The sequence below is a fragment of the Roseateles sp. GW821-FHT09G03 genome (assembly GCF_059416045.1).
Window position 1 is genome coordinate 427,277 of sequence record NZ_JBWKOK010000005.1, and the last position, 22,270, is coordinate 449,546.

Consider the following 22,270-nt stretch of genomic DNA (forward strand, 5'->3'; position numbering starts at 1 on the left):
AGTCCTTCCCATGACCGCTTCCACGCCTTCCGCTTCCCCCGCAGCCCCCGCGACCGCCGCCTCCATCGCGCCCGCCGCGATGCCGCCGCGTCGATCCCTCGGGCGCGCCTCGCTGAAATGGGCCGTGCTGACGGCCGTCGTGCTCGGGGTCGCCGCGTACGGCGCGCACTGGTGGACGGTCGGCCGCTTCCATGAAGAGACCGACGACGCCTACGTCGGCGGCGACGTGACCGTGATCGGCGCGAAGGTCACCGGCTACATCACCGAGCTGCCGGTCACCGACAACCAGCTCGTGCGCGCCGGCGACCTGCTCGCCCGCATCGACAGCCGCGATTACCAGGCCGCGCTGCAGCGCGCCATCGGCGCAGTCGAGGCGCAGGAAGCGGCCATCGCCAATCTGGGCGCCTCCGCGGCGCTGCAGCAGGCCGTGATCGCCAGGGCCCGTGCCGGCATCGACGCCGCCTCGGCCGAGGAACAGCGCGCCCGCGACGACTTCGCGCGCTACAAGGACCTGGTCGGCCGCGCGGCCGTGTCGGTCGAGAGCAGCCAGCGCGCCGAAGCGAACTTCAAGACCGCGCAAGCCGGCTCCGCACGCGCCCGCGCCGAGCAGCTGGCGGCGGAGCGCCAGCTCGACGTCATCGCCACGCAGAAACGCCAGGCACAGGCTGCGCTCGACCAGGCGCGCGCCGAACGCGACATCGCCCAGCTCAACCTGGGCTACACCGAGCTGCGCGCGCCGCGCGACGGCTACATCGGCAACCGCAAGGCGCGGCTCGGCACCTACGTCGGCGTCGGCACGCCGCTGCTGTCGGTGGTCCCCGCGCAGGGCCTGTGGGTCGACGCGAACTTCAAGGAAGACCAGCTCGCGCGCATGACCACCGGCCAGCCGGTGAACATCCGCGCCGACGCCTGGCCCGGCGTCGTGCTGCACGGCACGCTCGGCAGCCTCGCGCCGGCGACCGGCGCGCAGTTCAGCGTGCTGCCCGCCGAGAACGCCACCGGCAACTTCACCAAGATCGTCCAGCGCGTGCCGGTGCGCATCCAGCTCGACCCCGCCGATGAGCGCCTCGGCCGGCTGCGTCCGGGCCTGTCCGTCGTGGTCGAGGTCGATACGAACCACGCCGGCGCCGGAACCAAGGACGCCGCCAAGACGGCAACGGGAACGGCAGCGGGAACGGCCGCTGGCTCGGCAACGACCACGGCGAGCGTGCAATGAGCACCGCCCTCCCCGCGCTCCCTGCCACGGCGGACGCCGGGGCGCTCCCACCGCCGCGCAAGCGCCCGCCCTTCTGGTCCGACATCGTCATCCCCATCGAGCAGCTCAGCACGCGCGACAAGGTGCTGGCCTTCGCCACCATGTGCGTCGGCATGTTCATCGCGCTGCTGGACATCCAGATCGTGTCGGCCTCGCTGCGCGACATCGGCGGCGGTCTCTCGGCCGGCGCGGACGACACCACCTGGGTGCAGACCAGCTACCTGATCGCCGAGATCATCGTGATCCCGCTGTCGGGCTGGCTCGCGAGCGTGATGTCCACGCGCTGGCTCTTCGCCGCCTCGGCGCTCGGCTTCACCATCGCCAGCCTGCTGTGCGGCCTGGCCTGGAACATCCAGAGCATGATCGCGTTCCGCGCGCTGCAGGGCTTCCTCGGCGGCTCGATGATCCCGATGGTCTTCACCACGGCCTTCCTGTACTTCAGCGGGAAGCAGCGCGTGATCGCCGCCTCCACGATCGGCGCGATCGCCTCGCTCGCGCCGACCCTCGGCCCCGTCGTCGGCGGCTACATCACCGACGTCCTGTCGTGGCAGTGGCTCTTCTACATCAACCTGCTGCCGGGCCTCGTGGTCACCGTCGTCGTGCCGCTGATGGTGCGCGTCGACAAGCCCAACCTCGCCATGATGAAGGGCGCCGACTACCTGTCGATGGTGCTGCTCGCGGTGTTCCTCGGCTGCCTGGAATACACGCTCGAGGAAGGCCCGCGCTGGAACTGGTTCAGCGACTCGACCATCGTGGCCACCGCGTGGATCGCCGGCGTGACGGGCATCGCCTTCATCGCCCGCAGCCTGACGCACGCGCATCCCATCGTCGACCTGCGCGCGCTCAAGGACCGCAACTTCGCGCTGGGCAGCCTGTTCTCGTTCATCACCGGCATCGGCATCTTCGCGACCATCTACCTGACGCCGCTGTTCCTCGGCCGCGTGCGCGGCTACGGCGCGCTCGACATCGGCCTGGCCGTGTTCTCGACCGGGGTGTTCCAGGTGATGTCGATCCCGCTGTACGCCTTCCTCGCCAGCCGCTTCGACCTGCGCTGGATCCTCTTCGCCGGGCTCTCGCTCTTCGCGATCTCGATGTGGGAGTTCGCGCCGATCACGCATGACTGGGGCTCGCATCAGCTGCTGCTGCCGCAGGCGCTGCGCGGCATGGGCCAGCAGCTCAGCGTGCCGCCGGTGGTGACGCTGGCGCTCGGCGCGCTGCCGCCGTCACGGCTGAAGCTGGCGTCGGGGCTGTTCAACCTGATGCGCAATCTCGGCGGCGCCATCGGCATCGCGGCCTGCGCGACCATCCTCAACGACCGCACCAACCTGCATTTCCAACGCCTGGCCGAGCATCTGAACACCAGCAACGAGTCCATGACCCAGCTGCTGGCCTCGGTGGGCTCGTCGCTGTCGGCGTCCATGCCGGCCAGCGACGCCGCCACCGCCGCGTTGCGCCAGCTCTGGTCGCTGACCTACCGGGAGGCGCTGACGATGACCTTCTCCGACGCCTTCCTGATCGTGATGGGCTGCTTCATCGTCGCGCTCGTGTTCGTGCCCATGCTGCGCAAGATCGCGCCGCCGGCCGCGCCGTCCGCCGATGCGCATTGACGCGCAGCGATCGCGACGCTCTACCGCCCTCGCCCGTTCCGAACCCCTTCGATTTCCTAGGAGACCCGCCATGACGCTCCTGCATTCCACTTCTCTCCGTCCGCTGATCCGGCTCGCACCGCTCGCGCTCGCGGCCTTCCTCGCCGCCTGCGCCCAGATGCCCGGGCCCGGCGAAAGTCCCCGCGCGCTCGACGACCGCTTCGCCGGCCAGTCCCTGATCGCGCAGCACCAGAACGGCGCCGCGCCGGCCAAGCTCGCCAGTTGGTGGCAGGACTTCGACGATCCGGCGCTGACCGCCATCGTGCAGCGCGCGCTCGACCAGAACCTCGACCTCGCCATCGCGCTGGCACGGGTCGACCAGGCGCGCGCCGCGGCGCAAGGCGCCGGCGCGCTGCGCCTGCCGCAGGGCGCGGTGCAAGGGCAGTTGCTGAGCCAGCGCCAGTCGCTGAAGAGCCCCGAAGGTTCGCTTGCCCATGGCTTCCCGGGGTACGACCGCAGTCAGACGCTGCAGACGCTCGGCGTCGGTGCGAGCTGGGAGGCCGATCTCGCCGGCGGCCTGCGCCAGGGAGAGACCGCCGCCGTCGCCGAATGGCAGGCGGCCGAGGCCGCGCGACTGGGCGCTCGCGTGACGGTCGCCGCCGAAGCTGCCGATGCCTACTTCCGCGTGCGCGGCGCGCAGGCCCGCATCGAAGTCGCCGAGGCCCACCTGCGCACGCAGTCGCAATTGCTGCAACTGATCCAGGACCGCTTCAAGGGCGGGCTCGCCGCGCAGCGCGAAGTCGCGGAAGCGCAGGCGCTGCAACTGCAGGCGCGCGGCACACTGCCGCCGCTGCGGACCGAGCTCGCACAGCAGCAGCATCGCCTCGACGTGCTGATGGGCGAGCAGGCCGGGACCTATGCGGCGAAGCTGATGTCGCTGCCGCCACCGGCCTGGCAGGCGGACTCGCAAGCATCGTCGCGCTCGTCGACGTATCGCGTCCCGTCGCTGCCCGGCGACCTGACGCCCGCGACGCTGATGCGCCGCCGTCCCGACGTGATCGCCGCCGAGCGCCAGCTCGACGCCAGCCAGGCCCGCATCGGCGTGGCGACGGCCGAGTACTACCCGCGCCTGACGCTGGGCGGCGTACTCGGCGCGGCTAGCCTGCACGGCGGGCTGTTCAGTTCGGCGGCGTTCCAGCCGCAGGCGCTGCTCGGATTGCACTGGCGGCTGTTCGACTTCGGCCGCGTCGATGCCGAGGTCGCGCAGGCGCGCGGCGCGCGGGCCGAGGCGCTCGCGCAGGTGCGCCAGCGGATGCTGCGCGCGACCGAAGATGTCGAGAACGCGATCGTCACGCTGTCCGAGCTGGAGCAGCAACGCGGCGACCTCGCGCAGGAAGTCCGGGCGCATCAGGTCGCACGCGATGCGGCCGAGGACGCCTACAAGGGCGGCGCCGCCAGCCTGATCGAGGTGCTGCAGGAAGACCGGCTTCTGCTCGGCGCGCGCGACCAGCTCGCGCAACTGGACGCGAACCATGCGCGCGCGGCGGTGTCGGCATTCCGGGCCTTTGGCGGTGGCTGGGAGGCGCCGACTTCCGCTGCGACGGTTGTCCCGTCGGGAACGTCCAAGGACCAGCCCGCGGAGACGCAGCCCGTCCCACCCTCCTCCACGACGGCGCTGCTTTCGCCCACCGCCGCCAAGGGCATGGCGCGCTAGGCGCCCGCCCGGCGGAAGGGCCTCGTTAGCATCGGGGCCCTATGAGCCCGCCGCCCGCCACGCCGCCGACCGCCTCCGCCCCGCCAGACTCGACCGGTTCCGCGCCGGCGCCGCAAGCGCAGGGCGCGAGCGGTCTGCTGCCGCTGCTCTTCGTCGCCGTCTGGAGCACCGGCTTCATCGGTGCGAAGTTCGGTCTTCCGGACGCGGAGCCGCTGACCTTCCTCTCGTGGCGATACGCCGCGGTGATCGCGCTGATGCTGCCCGTGGTGCTGGTGCTGCGCGCGCCCTGGCCGCGCTCGATGGCCGCGTGCGGGCACATCGCGGTGACCGGACTGCTGGTGCACGGCGTCTACCTCGGCGGCGTGTTCACCGCGATCGGCCACGGCTTGCCGGCCGGCATCACCGCGCTGGTCGTCGGCCTGCAGCCGCTGGTCACGGCGCTCGGCGCGCGCGCCTTCCTCGGTGAACGCATCGCCCCGATGCAGTGGCTCGGTCTGGCGCTGGGCTTCCTCGGCGTCGGGCTCGTCGTCGCGCAGAAGATCGCCGCGGTCCCTGCAGGCGCGCTGATCACGATGCTTTTGCCCGCCGTCGTCGCGCTGATCGGCATTACCGCCGGCACGCTCTACCAGAAGAAGTTCTGCCCGTCCTTCGATCTGCGTACCGGCTCGATCATCCAGTTCGTGCCGAGCCTGTTGGTCACGGGCGCGCTCGCGCTGATGACCGAGACGATGCAGGTGCACTGGACCGGTCAGTTCGTCTTCGCGCTGGCGTGGCTGGTGCTGGTGCTGTCGCTGGGCGCGGTCAGCCTGCTGAACGTGCTGATCCGACGCGGCAGCGCAGTGAACGTCGCGAGCCTCTTCTACCTGACGCCGCCGACGACGGCGCTCATCGCCTGGGCCCTGTTCGGCGAGACGCTGACCGGCCTGGCCATGGCGGGCATGGCGCTGGTCGCCGTCGGCGTGTGGCTCGCGCGCCGGACGCGCTGAAAAACAAAGGCGGCCGCGAGGGCCGCCTTCGTCAGTGATGACAGCGGGATCAGTTGCGGTCGGCGCGCGCCGGCAGCGTGCTGTCGGTGTTCGTCGAGGTATCCGTCGACTCGGAGCCGGCGCTCGGCGCGCTCATCGGCATCGGATCGGTCTGCGTGCGGACGTTCGGGTCCTGACGCTGTTCGGTCGTCTGGTTGTTGCCATTGTTCTGGCTGCTGGTGGCCGGCTGGCTGTTCTGCCAATCGTTCGTCGTCGCGGGCTGGCCCGTGCTCGGATTGGCGGCCGGCGTCGCAGGCGGCGCCTTGGTCTGGTCGTTGTTGTTGGACAGCGGATCGTTGGTCTGATCGCGCGCGCCGACGGAGCCGGAGCTGCCGCCCTGGCCGCCGCTCTGGGCATGAAGGAAGCCGACGCCGGAAGCCAGCGCAATCGCCATTGCCGCGGTGGTGATCTTGGAACGTGGGTTCATGGTGGATCTCCTGGGAACTGTGGATTGAAAGGTCTTGCCGGGGGCCGCCACGCGGTTCGCATCGCGTCATGTCGCATCGCGAACCATCGCAGCACCCTTGCAAGGAAAGACTGGCAAGCCCGATGCCCGCGTCCCTTCCCGATCACCCCTTGAACGTCGCGGTCTGCGCGGGCGACGGCTCCAGTTCATCGAGCACGGCGCGGATCGCGACCGGCGCGGCGACGGTGATCGGCGCGACGACCTCCTGCGCGAGCGGTTGAGCCAACGCGCGGGCTTGTGCCGCGCCGCGGGATTCCACCGGCGCGGCGAGCACCCGCAGCCGCTGTCCGATGGCATCGAGGCTGTCGTCCGCCGCCTCGTCATCGGCCTCCGCGTCAAAGGCGTCGAGGCTGATGCGGTCCGGAGAAAGGCCCAGGCCCAGCGCGTGGAAATAACTCGCCTCGGTGACGACGCTGAGCTGGCTCGCGATCAGCCGGTGCACTTCCAGATCGGGCATGTCCAGTTGAGCGCCCTGCACCGTGGCGAGCACCGGCGTGCGTGTGATGCCGCCGGCCAAGCCCGCGAGGCGATGCGCATTCGGCAGATGCGCATGCAGGACCGCGGCCTGCTTGTTGCGGATGAGCCCGATCAGTACTTGGATCGCGTGCCACGGCGGGTCGTCGGGCATGGCGACGATCACGATGTCGGCGCCGAGTTCGCGCAACCGTTCCGCGTACGGTCCGTCGGCGGGACAGACGACCGTGAACCGCACCTTGCCGCTACCACCGTGCCGTGCCACGAGTCGCTCCACCAACCGCGTGGCGCCGAGCCGATCCGATGCGGTGGCGAGCGGACACGCCTCGTCCGATGCTTCGTCCGACGGCACGGCACCGACGATCTCGACGACATGCAGCGAAGGCGCGGGGTTCCCCGTCGTCACGGCGGAAAGCGTCGGCGTCGCGCCGGGGCGTCGTTGTGCAGGGCGGTCCATCGCGTGCCTCTTGAACCGCAGCGTGCGGCAAGCACGCATGGCAAGGGCCATACCCGCCGTGCCAAGGCACTCCAAGAGGCCTCAACAGCGACTCATAGCGGCTTCAGCGACTGCAGCACCGTCGGCAGGAGTTCGCTCACCGTCGGGTGGATGCGCACGCCGCCGGCGGTGATGTCGGTGTACGGCCGCTTCGACGCGATGACGTCGAGCAGCGATTGCACCGCTTCGTCACCATCGACGCCCAGCACCATGGCACCGAGGATCGCCTTCGACGCCGCGTCGACGAGGATCTTGATGAAGCCCTCGGTCTCGCCCTTCTCGATGGCTCGGCCGACACGCGCCATCGGCCGCGTGCCGATCAGCGCGGGACGGCCGCTCGCGCGCACCTCCTGCTCGCCGAGGCCGATGCGCGCCAGCGGCGGATCGGTGTACAGCGCGTAGGTCACGACGCGATCGCCGACGCCGCGATCCGCGCCGTCGAAGAGATTCGCCGCGGTGACCTCGAAGTCGTTCCACGAGGTGTGCGTGAACGCGCCGCGGCCGTTGCAGTCGCCGAGCGCCCAGATGTGCGGCACGCTGCTGCGCAGCTGATCGTCCACGACGATGTTGCCGCGCTCGTCCACGCGCACGCCGGCGCGGTCCAGGCCCAGGTCGTCGGTGTTGGGCTTGCGGCCGGTGGCGATCAGCACGTGGCTGCCGCGCACCTCGGGCTCACCGGTCTGGCAGTTCACCTGCACGGCCACGCCCTCCTCCGCCGGTGCCAGCTTCACGCATTCGGCGCCGGTGCGGATGGTCAGGCCTTCGCGCTCGATGATCTCGCGCAGGGCCTCGGAGACATCGGCGTCCTCGCGCGGCACGAGCCGCGGCCCCCGCTGCACGACGGTCACCTCGGATCCGAAGCGACGGAACATCTGCGCGAACTCCAGCCCGATGTAGCTGCCGCCGACGACGACCAGGTGCCGCGGCAGTTGTTCGAGCTTCATGATCGATGCGTTGCTCAGCCAGGGCACGCTGTCCAGGCCCTCGACGCCAGGCTGCGCGGGGCGACCACCGACGTTGATGAAGAAGCGGTCGGCGCGCAGGCGGCGCCCATCGACGTCGACGGTGTGAGGGTCCTCGAAGCGCGCGTGGCCCATGATGAGCTCGACCTGGGCCATGCCCCGCAGCCACTTCTCGACGTTCGTCCGCGACTGGCCGGAGATGCGCTCCTTGCGCGCGATGACCGCGGGCAGGTCGACGCCGACCTGCTCCGGCGCCCGCACGCCCCAGCGCGCGGCTTCGCGGACGACCCAGGCGGCATGGGCGCTCGCGACCATCGCCTTGGTCGGGATGCAGCCCGTGTTGACGCAGGTGCCGCCGACACGCGAGCGCTCGATGACGGCGACCCGCCAGCCGGCCTGGGACATGCGCTCGGCCAGCGCGGGGCCGGCCTGGCCGGCCCCGATGACGATGGCGTCGAAAGAGTCGGAAGACTCGAGGGATTCGCTCACGGCAACGCTCCTGGAGAGGGATCGTCGCGGAGTCTGCCACCGTCGGGCGGCGCGTCAATGCACCTCGATCAATGCGCGTCGATCAAGGCGCGCAGCCGGCCGTCGCGCACATCGAGGACGTCGAACAGTCCGAGCTCGCGCAGCGCGGGCAGCGCTTCCACGATGTCGCGCTCCGCGTCGGCGCGTTGAGCGGCTTCCGCCGCCGCATCGCTCCACATCTTCACGTTGACGAGGAACGCCCCGACGGTGCCCTTGCGGATCACCGTGCCGTTGCGTTCGATCTGGTTCTGCCCGTCGGGCAACATGTCTTGGGCTTTCATGCGTCTGCTCCTGGTGGTGAATGGATGGACGCATCGTAGACAGCCCGTTCTGGCCTGGGTACGGCATTCAGGACATAAGATGGTCCGATGACGCCACGACGAACCACCGTGCCGCGAGGATCGAAGTCCTTCGAGAGCGCCGCCCATGCGGAGACGCTGCTGCTGCGCGCCGTCGAACAGACCTCCGCCGACGGGCGTTCCACACGTCGCCACCGGCATGCGAGCGGGCAGATGCTCGGCGCCCTCCAGGGCCTTCTGACCGTCGACGTCAGCGACGGCCGCTGGGTCGTGCCTGCCACGCATGCGCTGTGGATCCCGCCGGACGTTCCGCACGGCCTGCGCTGTCACGGGCCGTTCGCCGGCTGGAGCGTCTATGTCAGCCCCGAGGGCTGCGAGGCGCTGCCAGCGTCGCCACGGATCGTGGCGGTGTCCGGTCTGCTGCGCGAAGCCGTGGCGCGGGCGGCGATGTGGCCGGAGACCGCCACCGCGCTCGACGCGGCGCAGACCAGGCTGGCGGGCGTGATCCTCGATGAGATCGCGGCGGCGGCGCCGGTCGCGCTCGGGTTGTCGATGCCTTCGGACCCGCGGCTGCTCAAGATCGCCCGTGCCCTGTCCGCCCGGCCCGACGACGAACGCCGGCTCGACGAGTGGGCGGACTGGGCCGGCGTCGCACCGCGCACGCTGACGCGCCGCTTCACCGAGGAGACCGGCTTCAGCTTCACCGAATGGCGCCAGCGCGTGCGGCTCCTGCGCGGGTTGGAGCTGCTCGCCGCAGGCAAGCCGGTGACGACGATCGCGCTGGCGCTGGGCTACGACAACGTGAGCGCCTTCATCGCGCTGTTCAAACGGACCTTCGGCGTGACGCCAGGCAGGTACGGCGCCGCCGGGTCAGCCGGCTGAGACAGCAGAGACCGTCCGTCCCACGTCCGATCAGGTCGCGCCGTGGCGTCGCCTGATCGCGGCCAACGCGCCGCGTTGCTCCAGCACCTGGATCGCCTGGTCGATGCGCGCGAGATCACGCTCGTCGAGCCGGCGGCGGCTCAGCATCAGGCACACGGGCTGCACGCTGTGACCGAAGGACTGCCGCAGCAGCCGCACGCCCGACGCGCGCGCCTGCGCCTGGACGTCGAGGTCATCGCCGAGGATCAAGGACGCGCGACCGAGCCGCAGCATGTCGACGCCCTGGCGCGTGGTCTGATAAGGGAGCAGCAGGCCCGCGCCGGCCAGACGCGGACGCCACGCCTCGAAGTCGGCGCCGAGGCCGAGCGCATCGACGTGCAGCAACGGGATGCGCCGCTGCAGGACCTGCTCGAAGGTCTGCAGGCCGTCGAGCCGGGGATCGCGACGGTCTGCGGCGGCCACCATGAAGCTCTCGTTCCGATAGGACCGGCTGTACATGACGGTCCGCTCACGACCGGGCACCGGCGTCGCCGAGAAGATGACGTCGAACTGGTCGTTCAACAACTCCCGGAAGCGCCGCTTGCGCCATTGGGCCGACCCGCGGATCCAGCTGAGTTCGAACCCCGCCTGCGTGCAGATGGCCTGGAGCAGCTCCGCGTCGAGGCCGGCCACAGTGCCGTCGGCGCCGGGCACCAGATAGGGCGGCCAGGACTCCACCAACGCGCGTAGCGCGCGGGGCCGGGGACCTCCCCACACGGAGGCCCCCAAGGCGAGCGCCACGCCGCCCACGACGATGCGGCGACGGGGCCCTCGATCGGCGAACAGGCCGGATGGATTCATTGCCTCTTTGAGAGCCATCACGGTGGGGGGGACGGTCCAGTGTGCGCCTCGCTCCACGACGCCACAAGGCGTCGAGACCAGCGCGCCGGCGACGCCCCCTGGATGAGGGCTGGTGGACGCCGACGTCCGGAGAAAGTCACGTGGTACCGCAACCTCACGGTTTTCCACATGATTTTGTCAATTCAAAAAGCGCAAAATTGATACATGAAAGTCGTTCTCGTCGAAGACTCCCCGCTGGTCCGCAAGCATCTGCTGGCGGCCCTGAAGGAACAGCCCTTCCTCTCGGTGGTCGGCCTTGCCGCCACTGAAGCCGAGGCGCTGTGCACCGTCGGGTTGACGCGCCCGCACGTCGTCGTGCTGGACCTGACGCTGGCGTCAGGCTCCGGGCTGGCGGTGCTGCGCAAACTTCGCCTGGCCGGCTTCGGCGGGACGATCCTGGTCCTCAGCAACCGTGAGTCGGAGATCTACGGCCCGCTGTGCGTGCGCAACGGCGCCAACGCCTTCTACGACAAGGGGCGCGAGTTCGAGCAGTTCCTCGCCGACCTGAATGTCCTGGCCGAAGCCCCGCGACTGGCGGCGAGCCAACCCATGAGCTTGAGTTCGCTGCATATGCGCTGAGACCGCATTCGCCGCGGCTGGCGGATTGGGGAGCGGGTTCCGGCGCACGACGACAGGGAGTTGCGGAAACTCCGGTCAAATCACGCGGACAAAAGAAAACCCGCTCGAGGCGGGTTTTCTAAGTGCTTGCCAAGTACTTGATTCAGCAAGCTGTTTTGGAGGAGAGGGGGGGATTCGAACCCCCGAGACGTTTCCGTCCGCCTGATTTCGAGTCAGGTACATTCAACCACTCTGCCACCTCTCCGGAATTCGGTGATCGCTGTGGTTGTTAGCGACTAAGCCTAAGAGTATAGCGAGGTTTTCGAGGGCTTGGCAAGAACCCGCGTGAGTTTGTGCGAAAGCCGCGTCGGCGGCGACTCTCAGCCGCCACCCCGCCCACCTTTGCCGGCCTCTCAGGCTTTCAGCACATCCTTGCCGCCGAGGTACGGACGCAGCGCTTCCGGCACCGTGATGCTGCCGTCGGCCTGCTGGTAGTTCTCCAGCACCGCGACCAGCGTCCGGCCCACGGCCAGGCCCGAGCCATTCAGCGTATGCACGAGCTCGTTCTTGCCCTGCGCGGTCTTGAAACGCGCCTGCATGCGGCGAGCCTGGAACGCACCCATGTTCGAGCACGAACTGATCTCGCGATAGGTGTTCTGCGCCGGGAGCCACACCTCCAGGTCATACGTCTTGACCGAGCCGAAGCCCATGTCGCCGGCGCACAGCAGCACGGTGCGATACGGCAGGCCGAGCCTCTGCAGCACAGCTTCCGCGTGGGCGGTCATTTCTTCGAGCGCAGCCATGCTGTGCTCGGGCTGCTCGATGCGGACCATCTCGACCTTGTCGAACTGGTGCTGGCGGATCATGCCGCGCGTGTCGCGACCGGCCGAGCCAGCTTCCGAGCGGAAGCATGGGCTGTGCGCCGTCAGCTTGACCGGCAGTTCGTCGACCGTCAGGACGCTCTCGCGCACCGAGTTCGTCAGCGAGATCTCCGAGGTCGAGATCAGGTACTGCTCGCTCTGTTCGTCGTCACCGCCGCGCAGGACCCAGAACATGTCTTCCTTGAACTTGGGCAATTGACCGGTGCCCTCGAGGATCTCGCGATTGACGATGTAGGGCGTGTAGCACTCGGTGTAGCCATGCTCCTGCGTCTGCATGTCGAGCATGAACTGAGCAAGCGCGCGGTGCAGGCGCGCCACCGGGCCCTTCAGGAAGGCGAAGCGCGAACCCGACAACTTGGCGCCGAGCTCGAAGTCCAGGCCCAGCGGAGCGCCGAGGTCGACGTGATCCTTGACGGCGAAGTCGAACTCGCGCGGCTGGCCCCAGCGGCGCACCTCGACGTTGCCGGTCTCGTCCGCGCCGGCCGGGACGCTGGTATCAGGCAGGTTGGGGACGCTCATCAGCATCGCGTTGAGCTCGACCTGGATCAGGTCCAGCTTCTCGGCGCCGGCCTTCAGTTCGTCGGCGATGCCGGCCACCTCGGCCATCACGGCGCTGGCGTCCTCGCCCTTGCCCTTCAGCATGCCGACCTGCTTGGACAGCTGATTGCGCTTGGCCTGCAGTTCCTCGGTGCGGATCTGCACCTGCTTGCGATCGGTTTCCAGCGTCTTGAAACGCTCGACGTCCAGGAACGGTTGGGGGTTCTTGCGCTGTTGGAGGCGCTCGATGACGGCGTCCAGATCCTTGCGCAGCAGGGTGATGTCCAGCATGGTGATGTCTTTCGTGTTCTGCGCCGACGGCGGCCCTGTAAGGGGGCGTCGGCGATGGCATGGGGGGATGTCGATCAGCGGGAGCTCGGCGGGCCGCCCTCCGAAGAGGGTGGCCGCAACGATCAAGATCGGCCGCTGGTGACCTCGGCCATCGACTTGTCGCCCAGGCCCATCGGCAGAGGGAAGCGCACGTGCTCCTCGACGCCCGGCAGCGTGCGCACCGTCGTCGCACCCAGTTCGCGCAGACGCGCGATCACGGCCTGCACCAGCACGTCCGGCGCCGAGGCCCCCGCCGTGAGGCCCACCTTCGAGCGACCGTCCAGCCATTCGGCCCGGACGTCCTCGGCGGCGTCGACCATGTAGGCCGGCGTGCCCAGGCGCTCGGCCAGCTCGCGCAGGCGGTTGCTGTTGGAACTCGTCGGGCTGCCGACCACCACCACGACATCCACCTGCGGTGCCATCACCTTCACGGCGTCCTGCCGGTTCTGCGTGGCGTAGCAGATGTCCTGCTTCTTCGGCTCGCGGACCTCGGGGAAATGCTGCTTCACGGCGCGCAGGATCTCGGCCGCGTCGTCGACGCTCAGCGTCGTCTGGGTGACGACCGCCAGCCGGCTCGGATCCTTGACCCGCACGTGCGGCACGTCCGAGACCTCTTCGACGAGGTAGATCCCGTCGCTGAGCTGGCCCATCGTGCCCTCGACCTCGGGGTGCCCCTTGTGGCCGATCATGATGAACTCGTAGCCCTCGCGGTGCAGCTTGGCGACCTCGACGTGGACCTTCGTCACCAGCGGGCAGGTCGCGTCGAAGACCTGGAAGCCGCGCGCCTGGGCTTCCCTGCGCACCGCCTGGCTCACGCCGTGGGCCGAGAACACCAGCGTCGCGCCGGGCGGCACCTCGGCCAGATCCTCGATGAAGATCGCACCCTTGGCCTTCAGGTCGTTGACGACGTAGGTGTTGTGCACGATCTCGTGCCGCACGTAGATCGGCGCGCCGAACTTCTTCAGCGCGCGCTCGACGATCTCGATCGCGCGGTCCACGCCGGCGCAGAAGCCGCGCGGCTCGGCCAGCACGATGTCCTTCATGTTCACGTCCATGGCCGTCATCACAGCACCCCGATCAGCTGCACCTCGAAGCTGACGGGCTGTCCCGCCAACGGGTGATTGAAGTCGAACAGCAACCAGTCCTCGCCCAGTTCACGCACCACGCCCGCGTACTGGCCCTGGCCGTCCGGCGTCGGGAACTGCACGACGTCGCCGACGTGGTATTCCTCGTCCGGGTCGCCCAGCTGGCGCATCAGCGCGCGCTTCACGCGCTGCAGCAGCTCGGGGTTGCGCTCGCCGAAGGCTTCGCCCGGCGCCAGTTCGACGCGGATGTGCGTGCCTTCGGCCAAGCCGACCAGGCGCGCCTCGATCGCAGGCGCCAGCTCGCCGGCACCCAGCGTCAGCGTGGCCGGCAGCTTGTCGGCGAAGGTGTTGATCAGGTCCTGGCCATCCGGCCCGCTCAGCCGGTAATGCAGGGTCAGGAAGGATCCTGGTTGAACGAGGGTCACTAGTCAGGGGGATTTTGGGAATCGAAGCGTGATTTTAGGCTGGAGCGCCACGTTCCTCCCTCCGAGCACTCTCATGACCGTTGTTGCCGCCCCGATCGTCCCGTCCAGGCCGTCCGTTCCGTCGGTCATGGCCGCGCTGCCAGCGGAGGCCCGTCCCCGTGAAAAGCTGCTGGCGCGGGGCGCGTCGGCCCTGTCCGACGCTGAGCTGCTGGCCATCCTGCTTCGCACCGGGCTCCCCGGCCGTCCGGTCTTGAGCCTCGCACGCGAGGTGCTGGACCGCTGCGGCGGCTTTCGGGGTCTGCTGCGCGACCCGGCCTCTTCGCTCGCGGGGGTCAAGGGCTTGGGGCCTGCCAAGCGCACCGCCCTGCTGGCCGTGCTGGAGGTCGCCCGGCGCACCTTCCGCGACGCACTCTCCGACGGGCCGGTCTTCGAGTCCTCCGAGGCCGTCTGCGATTACCTCCGGCTCGAGTTCGACGACAAGCGCGCCGAATGCTTCGCGGTGATGTTCCTGGACACCCAGCATCGGCTGATCGCCCTGGAGACGCTGTTCTACGGCACCCTTTCCCATACCATGGTGTACCCCCGAGATGTGGTGAAGCACGCGCTGGCCGTGAATGCTGCCGCGGTGATCCTGGTGCACAACCACCCCTCGGGCCGCACCGATCCGTCGCCGCAGGACGTCCAACTGACCCGAGCGATGATCGAGTCTCTGGCACTGGTCGACGTGAAGGTCCTGGACCACTTCATCGTCGGCGCGGGCCAGCCTGCATCCATGAGCGAACTGGGCCTGCTGTGACCGACCGACTGCGCAGCCTGCAAGACCTGCAGACGCTGCATAGAGAACTGAAGCTCCGCCAACGTGCGGAGGAAGAGCGCCGTGAGCGCGAGGCCGCGCTTGCCAGACTCCGCGAGGAAGAGGCCCGCATCTTCGAGCGCACGGTCGGCGTGGTCGTGCCGCTGCCCGAAACCAACCGCGTGATCCTGAACCTTGGCAGACCTGAGCCGGAGCCACGCCAGCGCGAGCTCGACGAGCAGATGGCCTGGAAGCAGGCGCTGTCTGACGATTTCGACGTCGATTCGTTGTTGGAGACAGACGAGACGCTGTCCTTCCGCCGACCGGAGATCTCGGCCGAATCGGTGCGCAAGCTCAGACGCGGCCACTGGTCGCTGCAGGCGCAGATCGACCTGCACGGCCTGCGCCGCGACCAGGCGCGCGAGGCCTTGGGCCACTTCATCCACGACAGCGCCCGGCGCGGCCTGCGCTGCGTGCGCGTGGTCCACGGCAAAGGCAACGGCTCGCCCGGTCGCGAGCCGGTGCTGAAGGCCCGCGTGCGTCGCTGGCTGGTGCAGAAGCAGGAAGTCCTGGCCTTCGTCCAGGCTCGCGCCAGCGACGGGGGCAGCGGCGCATTGATGGTCCTGCTCAACTGCTGAGCGTCGCTGCCCTCCCCTCTCCTCGCCCACACGGGCTTTCCCCTCCCCCGAAGCGCGTTGTTTTCCGGAACACGTGATTGCATCGCCGTGGCCGCATGGCTAGTCTGCGGACATGCCGGCGTAGTCGAGAACCGTTCTCAACAAATTGATTCTTCGCAACCACGCAGCCATCGTTTCGATGGGGAGGGAACACGCATGTCGATGCACGCTCCGAACGCCCGCACCACCGGGCTCGTCATGGTCGGCCTCGTCCACTTGCTGATGGTGGGCGCCCTGGTCAAGGGCTTCCAACGCCACGCCGTCGAGGCGCCCCCGCTCATCACGGTCAAGACGATCGACGAGCCCGACAACAAGCCCAAGCCTGTCGAGCCGCTACGCATCCCCGAGCCGGCGATTCCGATGCCGCGGATGGTCGAGGTCCCGATTCCTCCCGTGGAAATCACCCAGACGAAGGAGCCGGTCATCGCCACGGTGGGGATCTCCGATGGCAGAAAGAACGAACCCTTTCTGGTGACGGAAGGCGGGGCGAAGCAAGACCTGGCCCCCAAGACGACCCCGCCGACGACCACCATCCAGCAGCCTGGTGCGATCTGCACGCAGATGGCCGCGCCGGAGATGCCCGCCGTGAACTGGAGCGGCGAGGCGCTGTTCCGCGCCGTGGCCGACGTTCAGGGGGGCCACGTCGTCGCGGTGCAGATCCAGACCCTTGGTGGTTCGATGGATGTCCGCACTCGCCGCGCGTTCTCCAACGCCATCGAGGGCACGCTGAAGTCGCGCTACGTCTGCCCGGGCGAACATCGCTTCCAGCAGGACTTCGCCTTCCGGATGGACTGACGCTAGGTCGGCTCGCCCAGAGGCCGAAATGACAAAAACGCCGGCACGCGCATCGCGTGGCCGGCGTTTTTTCTTCGCGCCTTGGGCGCTTCGCCCTCTCGGGCGACGGCTTCAGTGCAGCATGAGGCTGCCGTAGGGAGACACGGGCGTCGTGAATGCCATCAGCAGCCGCTCGGGGCGGAACTCGCCGACCGACTCGGCACCTTGCCAGTGGGTCTCGATCGCGTGCTCCAAACCCTTGAGCACGCAGAACGACATGAAGGCGTGTTCAGCCTCCTCGCCGTCCATGTCCACATGCTGCAGCCGCACGCAGGCAGCGCGCAGGAAGTTCAGCATCTGGATGGGGCTGTCGGTGTCCGGGCAGTAGCCGGCGCAGACCTCGATGTCTTCCCGGGCGTCGTCGGACAGCCAGAGACGGCCGTCGTCGATCCGGACATGCATCAGGTCGGGATTGGCTTCGATGCCGACCTCATCGTCGTGGAGCAGCGTGTACATGATGGTCGCGACGGTAGACGAAGGCAGCCGCCCCGTGTCCACCGCTCCCCCGTCGCGAGACGCGCCAGTGTCAGATATGCACGCTGAAAGCGTCGTTTACATCATTTCGGGGCACTGCAGGCGAAGACCGGCCAGGCCCCCAGGCCTTCAGACGTTGCGCATCCAGTCCGCCGTGTTGGCGAAAGACGCCGCCAAGCGCCGCTGCAGCTCGATGTCCAGTTCGCATTCGGCCATCGCCTGCGTCATCGCGAGCATCCACTGGTCGCGCTCGGCAATGCCGATGCGATAGGGCATGTGACGGGCACGCAGGCGCGGATGGCCGAAGCGTTCGACGAAATGATCCGGACCGCCCAGCCAGCCGCACAGGAACCAGAACAGCTTGTCCCGTGAGCCGTCCAGCGTCGTCGGGTGGATCGCCCGAAGCTGCGCGAAACGCGGTTCCAGGTCCATCAGGTCGTAGAAGCGGTCGACCAGCCGCCGGACGGCGTCCTCGCCGCCGACCCATTCGAAAGGAGTGGCAGGAGCGGCCCCCGTCGGGGTGCCTTCGGAGCTCGCCGTGTCGTCGGCAGCACCGGTATCGGTGGAGTCGGTCATCAGGAATGGAAACCAGGAGCGGAAGAAGGGTCAGGCGTGACCCGCTGAGTATTCCAGCACCTTCGACGCGAGCCCGCGGATTCCTTGCGCCGCGTCGCAGCCGGGGTAATGCTCCAGCAGCAGTTGCCGCTTGAGCACGGCCTGCCGGACCATCGGATCGTTCTTGACCTCCCCGAGCAGCTCCAGCTTGAAGGTCTGACCCGGCGTCAGTCCGACGAAACGCTGCAGCACCTGTTGGAGTTGGCCGCAGATCAGCTTGCCCTCGCCCGGCCGGTTGGCTTGATTGACGATCAGGCGCACCAGACGGCGCTCCTGTTGCGTCGCCAGTACCTTGATCGTGGCGTACGCGTCCGTCAACGACGTCGGCTCCGGAGTCGCGACGACGAGCACGTCATGCGCCATCGACACCGAGAACAGCACAACGTCCGAGATGCCCGCGCCGGTATCCAGCAGCACGAAGTCGAAACGCGGCCGCACGACCTCCAGGATGTGCAGCAGCTTGTCGCGCACGTCGGGGGTCAGCCGCGAGTACTCGACCATGCCCGAGCCTGCCAGCAGCACGTGGAAGCCGCCCGGCGCGGGCAGGATCGCCTGTTCCAGGGTGCAGCGTTCCGTGAAGACGTCGTGCAACGTGAGCTTGGGGTGCAGGTTCAGCACCACGTCCAGGTTGGCCAGGCCGAGGTCGGCATCCAGCACCAGCACGCGCTCGCCGCGCGCGGCCAGGGCCGCCGCCAGATTGGCGGTGACGAAAGTCTTGCCCACGCCGCCCTTGCCGCTCGTGACGGCCAAGGTGCGCGCGCCTCCGCGGGCATTCGATGCAGCAGGAGCTGTTGTATTGCTCATTCACTATCCTGTTGCGTTACGGCGAACAACATGCCCTTTTCCTCGGCGCTCACCAGCGAGTCCACATGGCTCTCGAGGCAGGCGCGGTTACGGCCTTCGGCCTTGGCACGGTACAGCTGACGGTCCGCCCGTTCCGTCCAGATCAGCGTCGACGACCGCACCCACTGCGGGGCGAACGCCCCGCCGATGCTGATCGTGCAAGTCAGTGGCGCATGGCCTGCGCCCGCGCTGATGGCCAGCGCCTGCACACGCTGCCGGATGCGTTCTGCGACTGTCACCCCGAACGACGTCGGGCAGTTGGGCAGGATGATGGCGAATTCCTCGCCGCCGATCCGTGCCACCGTGTCCATCGGCCGCACGGTCTGCGCGATCGACTGGGCGACCGCCCGGATCACCATGTCGCCGGCCGCGTGGCCATGCTGGTCGTTGACCGCCTTGAAGTGGTCGATGTCCAGCATCAGCAGCAGCGCCGGTTCCCCCGACCGCGCCACGCGATCGACCTCGCGGCCCAGCGCCATCTCGAAGCTACGGCGATTGACCAGTCCGGTCAACGCATCCTTGCTGGAGAGATCGCACAAGGCGTCGAGGATCCCCTGCAGCCACGGCTCCGAATACGGCTCCGCGTCGGGCAGCATCGCACCGGCCTGTTGCAGCAGTTGCAGGGCCAGGTCAAGGCGCAGCTTGTGGGCTGCAATGAGACTTTGCGGAGCGTCCAAGGTCGAATCAGGCAATTTCGGGGGCAGTCTAGCGGCTTCCCCCTCAAATGAGCGCGCAGAAAAGAGGGGTTCCCCCCACCTCTTTCACACATCAAATGGACCAAACACAATCAAACTAGCTACCGTCGACAATGGTGATCATCCGGTGCCACGGCATCTCCTCTACGAAGAAAACCAAACAGCCCCATGCGCCAAGGTCAACCGGCCCCGCCAGCGGCCCCCTCGCCAGTGGAGGCGATCGATCATGAGTTCAGCTTCAGCAAAGCCGACTTCGAACGCGTCCGCCAGCTGATCTACCAGCACGCCGGCATCTCGCTGCACGACGGCAAGCATGCGATGGTCTACAGCCGGCTGTCGCGCCGCCTGCGCGACACCGGCTACAAGAGCTTCGCCGACTACCTCCAGTGGCTGGAGGGTGTCACCGGTCCGCAAGGCGACCAGGAGTGGCAGGAGTTCGTGAACTGCCTGACCACCAACCTGACCTCGTTCTTCCGCGAGGATCACCACTTCCTGTCGCTCACCGACGACCTCAAGACGCTGACCGGCAAGCCGATCCGCATCTGGTGCTGCGCGGCCTCGACGGGCGAGGAGCCCTACTCCATCGCGATGACCTGCCAGGAGTCGCTGGGTGCGAACAGCGGCGTGCAGATCGTCTCGAGCGACATCGACACCAACGTGCTGAACACGGCGCGCAAGGGCGTCTACGCGGCGGAATCGCGCGGCCTGTCGCCGCAGCGGCTCAAGCAGTTCTTCCTGCGTGGCACCGGCGCCAACGAGGGCCGCATCCGCGTCCGGCCCGAACTGGCGAAGATGATCGACTTCCGCCCGCTGAACCTGATGCACGCCTCGTGGTCGCTGGGCGATCCCTTCCACGTCGTGTTCTGCCGCAACGTCATGATCTATTTCGACGCCCCGACGCAGCGCAAGGTGCTGGAGCGCATCCACAAGGTGATGCGTCCGGGCGGGCTGCTGTTCGTCGGGCATTCCGAGAACTTCACCGACTCCCGCGATCTCTTCCGCCTGCGCGGCAAGACGATCTATGAGCGCGTCGGCTGATCGCCACGAACGATCCGCCGCACGACGATCCGAAGAACCTTCATCCATAGCCACCCCATGACCCTGCCCTCAGCCTCCTCCGCGATGCAGCAAAGCGCGGCGCTGGCCAGCGCCGGTGCGGCCCGTGTGGCCCAGCTCAAGTCGGTGACGCGCAAGAACGGCGAGGCGTCGTTCTTCTTCTACGAAGCGCACTTCAAGAACGCCGCGGTCAAGGTGCTGCCCGGCGAGTACTTCGTCGACAACGACGACCTGCTGGTCATGACCACGCTGGGCTCATGCATCGCGGCCTGTCTGTGGGACCGCCACGCGCAGATCGGCGGCATGAACCACTTCATGCTGCCCGAGGGCCACGGCGACTCGGGCCGCTACGGCTCGTACGCGATGGAACTGCTGATCAACGAGATGATGAAGCGCGGCGCGTCCAAGAGCCGCATGGAAGCGAAGATCTTCGGCGGCGGCGCGGTGATCGCCGGCATGAACACGATCAACGTCGGCGAGCGCAATACCAACTTCGTCATCGACTTCCTGAAGATCGAACGCATCCCCATCGTGTCCAAGGACGTGATGGACGTGTACCCGCGCAAGGTGTGCTTCCTGCCCAAGAGCGGCAAGGCGATGGTCAAGCGCCTGGCGCCGACCAACACCGACGCGCTGGTGCAGCAGGACAAGGCTGCGGCGCAGCAGGCGCAACCGGTGGCGAGCACGGGCGGTTCGATCGACCTGTTCTGAATCCACACTGAGGCAGCACTGAGGCAGCACTGAGCCCTGAAGTACCGAGGAGTAAGAAGAAATGGCCAAGACCACCGTCGTCGTCGTCGACGATTCCGCGCTGGTGCGGAGCATCCTGACCGAGATCATCAACCGCCAACCCGACATGCAGTGCATCGGGGCCGCCAGCGATCCGCTGGTCGCGCGGGAGATGATCCGCAACCTCAACCCCGACGTGATCACGCTCGACGTCGAGATGCCGAAGATGGACGGCCTCGACTTCCTGCAGCGCCTGATGCGCCTGCGGCCGATGCCGGTCGTGATGGTGTCGACGCTGACCGAGCGCGGCGCCGAAGTCACCCTGAAGGCGCTGGAACTGGGCGCGGTGGACTTCGTCGCCAAGCCCAAGATCGGCGTGGCCGACGGCATCCGCGCGCTGGCGCAGGACATCACGGACAAGATCCGCATCGCCGCGAAGGCGCAGATCCGGCGCCTGCACGCGCCGGGACCGGCTGCCGCTCCGGGCGCGCCCGCGCCGACCGGCGGCGCCACGCCGCCGCTCAAGCCGGCCTCGCCGATCGCGAGCCTGGGCCGGCTGTCGACCGAGAAGATCATCTTCATCGGCGCATCGACCGGCGGCACCGAGGCGACCAAGGACGTGCTGATCAACCTGCCGGCCGACTGCCCGGCGGTCTGCATCACGCAGCACATGCCGGCGGGCTTCACCCGCAGCTACGCGGCACGGCTGGACGGCCTGTGCAAGATCCGCGTGAAGGAAGCGCAGGACGGCGAGCGGATCCTGCCCGGCCACGGCTATATCGCACCGGGCGGCATGCACTTCAGCGTGGAACGCTCGGGCGCCAACTACATCGCCCGCGTGCAGGACGGCGAGGCGGTGAACCGCCACAAGCCGTCGGTGGAGGTGCTGTTCAATTCCGCCGCGCGCGTGGTGGGCCAGAACGCGCTGGGCATCATGCTCACGGGCATGGGTGCCGACGGCGCCAAGGCGATGAAGACGATGAAGGACGCGGGCGCCTACAACCTGGTGCAGGACGAGGCCACCTGCGTCGTCTTCGGCATGCCGCGCGAGGCGATCAATGCCGGCGCCGCCGACGAGGTGCTGCCGCTGCACCAGATCGCCACGCGGCTGATCGAACGCCTGCGCAGCACGGCCGGCATGTCGATGAACCGGGTCTGATCCCGGACCGATC

At 68.3% G+C, this 22,270-nt stretch carries 24 protein-coding genes and 1 tRNA gene; 12 read left to right on the forward strand and 13 right to left on the reverse strand.

Annotated elements, in window-relative coordinates; translation table 11 throughout:
- Positions 1-10: 10 nt before the first annotated feature.
- The 4 genes from AC07OZ_RS20535 to AC07OZ_RS20550 all read left to right on the forward strand — a co-directional run bounded on the left by AC07OZ_RS20535 (position 11) and on the right by AC07OZ_RS20550 (position 5,541).
- On the forward strand, positions 11-1,216 hold the full coding sequence (locus AC07OZ_RS20535) for an HlyD family secretion protein (protein WP_495468934.1): 1,206 nt from the start codon (positions 11-13) through the stop codon (positions 1,214-1,216).
- Positions 1,213-2,862: a DHA2 family efflux MFS transporter permease subunit gene (locus tag AC07OZ_RS20540; RefSeq protein WP_495468935.1), complete on the forward strand. Its 1,650-nt coding sequence runs from the start codon at positions 1,213-1,215 to the stop codon at positions 2,860-2,862. The genes AC07OZ_RS20535 and AC07OZ_RS20540 overlap by 4 nt, the downstream gene beginning before the upstream one ends.
- Positions 2,863-2,932: 70 nt before the next feature.
- Positions 2,933-4,555: an efflux transporter outer membrane subunit gene (locus AC07OZ_RS20545; protein ID WP_495468936.1), complete on the forward strand. Its 1,623-nt coding sequence runs from the start codon at positions 2,933-2,935 to the stop codon at positions 4,553-4,555.
- A gap of 41 nt (positions 4,556-4,596) precedes the next feature.
- The gene (locus AC07OZ_RS20550) at positions 4,597-5,541 is read left to right on the forward strand and encodes a DMT family transporter (RefSeq protein ID WP_495468937.1); all 945 of its coding nucleotides are present in this window, start codon (positions 4,597-4,599) and stop codon (positions 5,539-5,541) included.
- Between the two features lie 49 nt (positions 5,542-5,590).
- Here AC07OZ_RS20550 and AC07OZ_RS20555 read toward each other — a convergent pair whose 3' ends face one another.
- From AC07OZ_RS20555 to AC07OZ_RS20570, 4 genes are all read right to left on the reverse strand, one after another.
- Complete coding sequence (locus tag AC07OZ_RS20555) at positions 5,591-6,007, reverse strand: hypothetical protein (RefSeq protein WP_495468938.1); 417 nt, start codon at positions 6,005-6,007, stop codon at positions 5,591-5,593.
- A gap of 142 nt (positions 6,008-6,149) precedes the next feature.
- Entirely contained in the window at positions 6,150-7,028 is an 879-nt protein-coding gene (locus AC07OZ_RS20560) for a hypothetical protein (RefSeq protein WP_495468939.1), read from the reverse strand.
- A gap of 41 nt (positions 7,029-7,069) precedes the next feature.
- Entirely contained in the window at positions 7,070-8,467 is a 1,398-nt protein-coding gene (locus AC07OZ_RS20565; protein WP_495468940.1) for an FAD-containing oxidoreductase, read from the reverse strand.
- Positions 8,468-8,535: 68 nt separating this feature from the next.
- On the reverse strand, positions 8,536-8,787 hold the full coding sequence (locus AC07OZ_RS20570; RefSeq protein WP_495468941.1) for a hypothetical protein: 252 nt from the start codon (positions 8,785-8,787) through the stop codon (positions 8,536-8,538).
- A gap of 87 nt (positions 8,788-8,874) precedes the next feature.
- On the opposite strand from AC07OZ_RS20570, the gene AC07OZ_RS20575 reads away from it, so the two are divergent.
- Positions 8,875-9,687 (forward strand): AraC family transcriptional regulator, encoded by an 813-nt coding sequence (locus AC07OZ_RS20575; protein ID WP_495468942.1) that lies wholly within the window; start codon positions 8,875-8,877, stop codon positions 9,685-9,687.
- Positions 9,688-9,717: 30 nt separating this feature from the next.
- Here AC07OZ_RS20575 and AC07OZ_RS20580 read toward each other — a convergent pair whose 3' ends face one another.
- Positions 9,718-10,527 (reverse strand): substrate-binding periplasmic protein, encoded by an 810-nt coding sequence (locus AC07OZ_RS20580; protein ID WP_495468943.1) that lies wholly within the window; start codon positions 10,525-10,527, stop codon positions 9,718-9,720.
- A gap of 204 nt (positions 10,528-10,731) precedes the next feature.
- Here AC07OZ_RS20580 and AC07OZ_RS20585 point away from each other — a divergent pair, with 204 nt between their 5' ends.
- Complete coding sequence (locus AC07OZ_RS20585) at positions 10,732-11,145, forward strand: response regulator transcription factor (protein WP_495468944.1); 414 nt, start codon at positions 10,732-10,734, stop codon at positions 11,143-11,145.
- A gap of 156 nt (positions 11,146-11,301) precedes the next feature.
- Here AC07OZ_RS20585 and AC07OZ_RS20590 read toward each other — a convergent pair.
- The 4 genes from AC07OZ_RS20590 to AC07OZ_RS20605 form a co-directional block, all read right to left on the reverse strand.
- A tRNA-Ser gene (locus AC07OZ_RS20590) sits at positions 11,302-11,389 on the reverse strand.
- Positions 11,390-11,537: 148 nt separating this feature from the next.
- Positions 11,538-12,833 (reverse strand): serine--tRNA ligase, encoded by a 1,296-nt coding sequence (gene serS, locus AC07OZ_RS20595; protein ID WP_495468945.1) that lies wholly within the window; start codon positions 12,831-12,833, stop codon positions 11,538-11,540.
- Positions 12,834-12,955: 122 nt separating this feature from the next.
- Positions 12,956-13,927 carry a 4-hydroxy-3-methylbut-2-enyl diphosphate reductase gene (gene ispH, locus AC07OZ_RS20600; RefSeq protein ID WP_495468946.1) on the reverse strand — a complete coding sequence of 324 codons (972 nt, stop codon included), beginning with the start codon at positions 13,925-13,927 and terminating at the stop codon, positions 12,956-12,958.
- A gap of 8 nt (positions 13,928-13,935) precedes the next feature.
- Complete coding sequence (locus tag AC07OZ_RS20605; protein ID WP_495468947.1) at positions 13,936-14,382, reverse strand: FKBP-type peptidyl-prolyl cis-trans isomerase; 447 nt, start codon at positions 14,380-14,382, stop codon at positions 13,936-13,938.
- Between the two features lie 127 nt (positions 14,383-14,509).
- Between AC07OZ_RS20605 and radC the strand changes: the two genes are divergently transcribed.
- From radC to AC07OZ_RS20620, 3 genes are all read left to right on the forward strand, one after another.
- On the forward strand, positions 14,510-15,178 hold the full coding sequence (gene radC / locus AC07OZ_RS20610) for a RadC family protein (protein ID WP_495468990.1): 669 nt from the start codon (positions 14,510-14,512) through the stop codon (positions 15,176-15,178).
- Positions 15,175-15,813 carry a Smr/MutS family protein gene (locus AC07OZ_RS20615; protein ID WP_495468948.1) on the forward strand — a complete coding sequence of 213 codons (639 nt, stop codon included), beginning with the start codon at positions 15,175-15,177 and terminating at the stop codon, positions 15,811-15,813. The genes radC and AC07OZ_RS20615 overlap by 4 nt, the downstream gene beginning before the upstream one ends.
- An 87-nt stretch (positions 15,814-15,900) precedes the next feature.
- Positions 15,901-16,647, forward strand: coding sequence for a hypothetical protein (locus AC07OZ_RS20620; protein WP_495468949.1), 747 nt, complete (start codon positions 15,901-15,903; stop codon positions 16,645-16,647).
- A 111-nt stretch (positions 16,648-16,758) separates the two neighbouring features.
- On the opposite strand, the gene AC07OZ_RS20625 is transcribed toward AC07OZ_RS20620, so the two are convergent.
- From AC07OZ_RS20625 to AC07OZ_RS20640, 4 genes are all read right to left on the reverse strand, one after another.
- Positions 16,759-17,142: a hypothetical protein gene (locus AC07OZ_RS20625; protein WP_377152997.1), complete on the reverse strand. Its 384-nt coding sequence runs from the start codon at positions 17,140-17,142 to the stop codon at positions 16,759-16,761.
- A 147-nt stretch (positions 17,143-17,289) separates the two neighbouring features.
- On the reverse strand, positions 17,290-17,736 hold the full coding sequence (locus AC07OZ_RS20630; RefSeq protein WP_495468950.1) for a group II truncated hemoglobin: 447 nt from the start codon (positions 17,734-17,736) through the stop codon (positions 17,290-17,292).
- Positions 17,737-17,766: 30 nt separating this feature from the next.
- The gene (locus tag AC07OZ_RS20635; protein WP_495468951.1) at positions 17,767-18,579 is read right to left on the reverse strand and encodes a MinD/ParA family protein; all 813 of its coding nucleotides are present in this window, start codon (positions 18,577-18,579) and stop codon (positions 17,767-17,769) included.
- A complete protein-coding gene (locus AC07OZ_RS20640; protein ID WP_377152982.1) occupies positions 18,576-19,295 on the reverse strand; it encodes a GGDEF domain-containing protein in 720 nt (239 codons plus the stop codon). Before AC07OZ_RS20640 ends, AC07OZ_RS20635 begins: the two co-directional genes overlap by 4 nt.
- 186 nt (positions 19,296-19,481) lie before the next feature.
- On the opposite strand from AC07OZ_RS20640, the gene AC07OZ_RS20645 reads away from it, so the two are divergent.
- From AC07OZ_RS20645 to AC07OZ_RS20655, 3 genes are all read left to right on the forward strand, one after another.
- Positions 19,482-20,351, forward strand: coding sequence for a CheR family methyltransferase (locus AC07OZ_RS20645; protein WP_495468952.1), 870 nt, complete (start codon positions 19,482-19,484; stop codon positions 20,349-20,351).
- Between the two features lie 57 nt (positions 20,352-20,408).
- Positions 20,409-21,080, forward strand: coding sequence for a chemoreceptor glutamine deamidase CheD (gene cheD, locus AC07OZ_RS20650; protein ID WP_495468953.1), 672 nt, complete (start codon positions 20,409-20,411; stop codon positions 21,078-21,080).
- Positions 21,081-21,141: 61 nt separating this feature from the next.
- Positions 21,142-22,257 carry a protein-glutamate methylesterase/protein-glutamine glutaminase gene (locus AC07OZ_RS20655; protein WP_495468954.1) on the forward strand — a complete coding sequence of 372 codons (1,116 nt, stop codon included), beginning with the start codon at positions 21,142-21,144 and terminating at the stop codon, positions 22,255-22,257.
- The last annotated feature ends 13 nt before the right edge of the window (positions 22,258-22,270 follow it).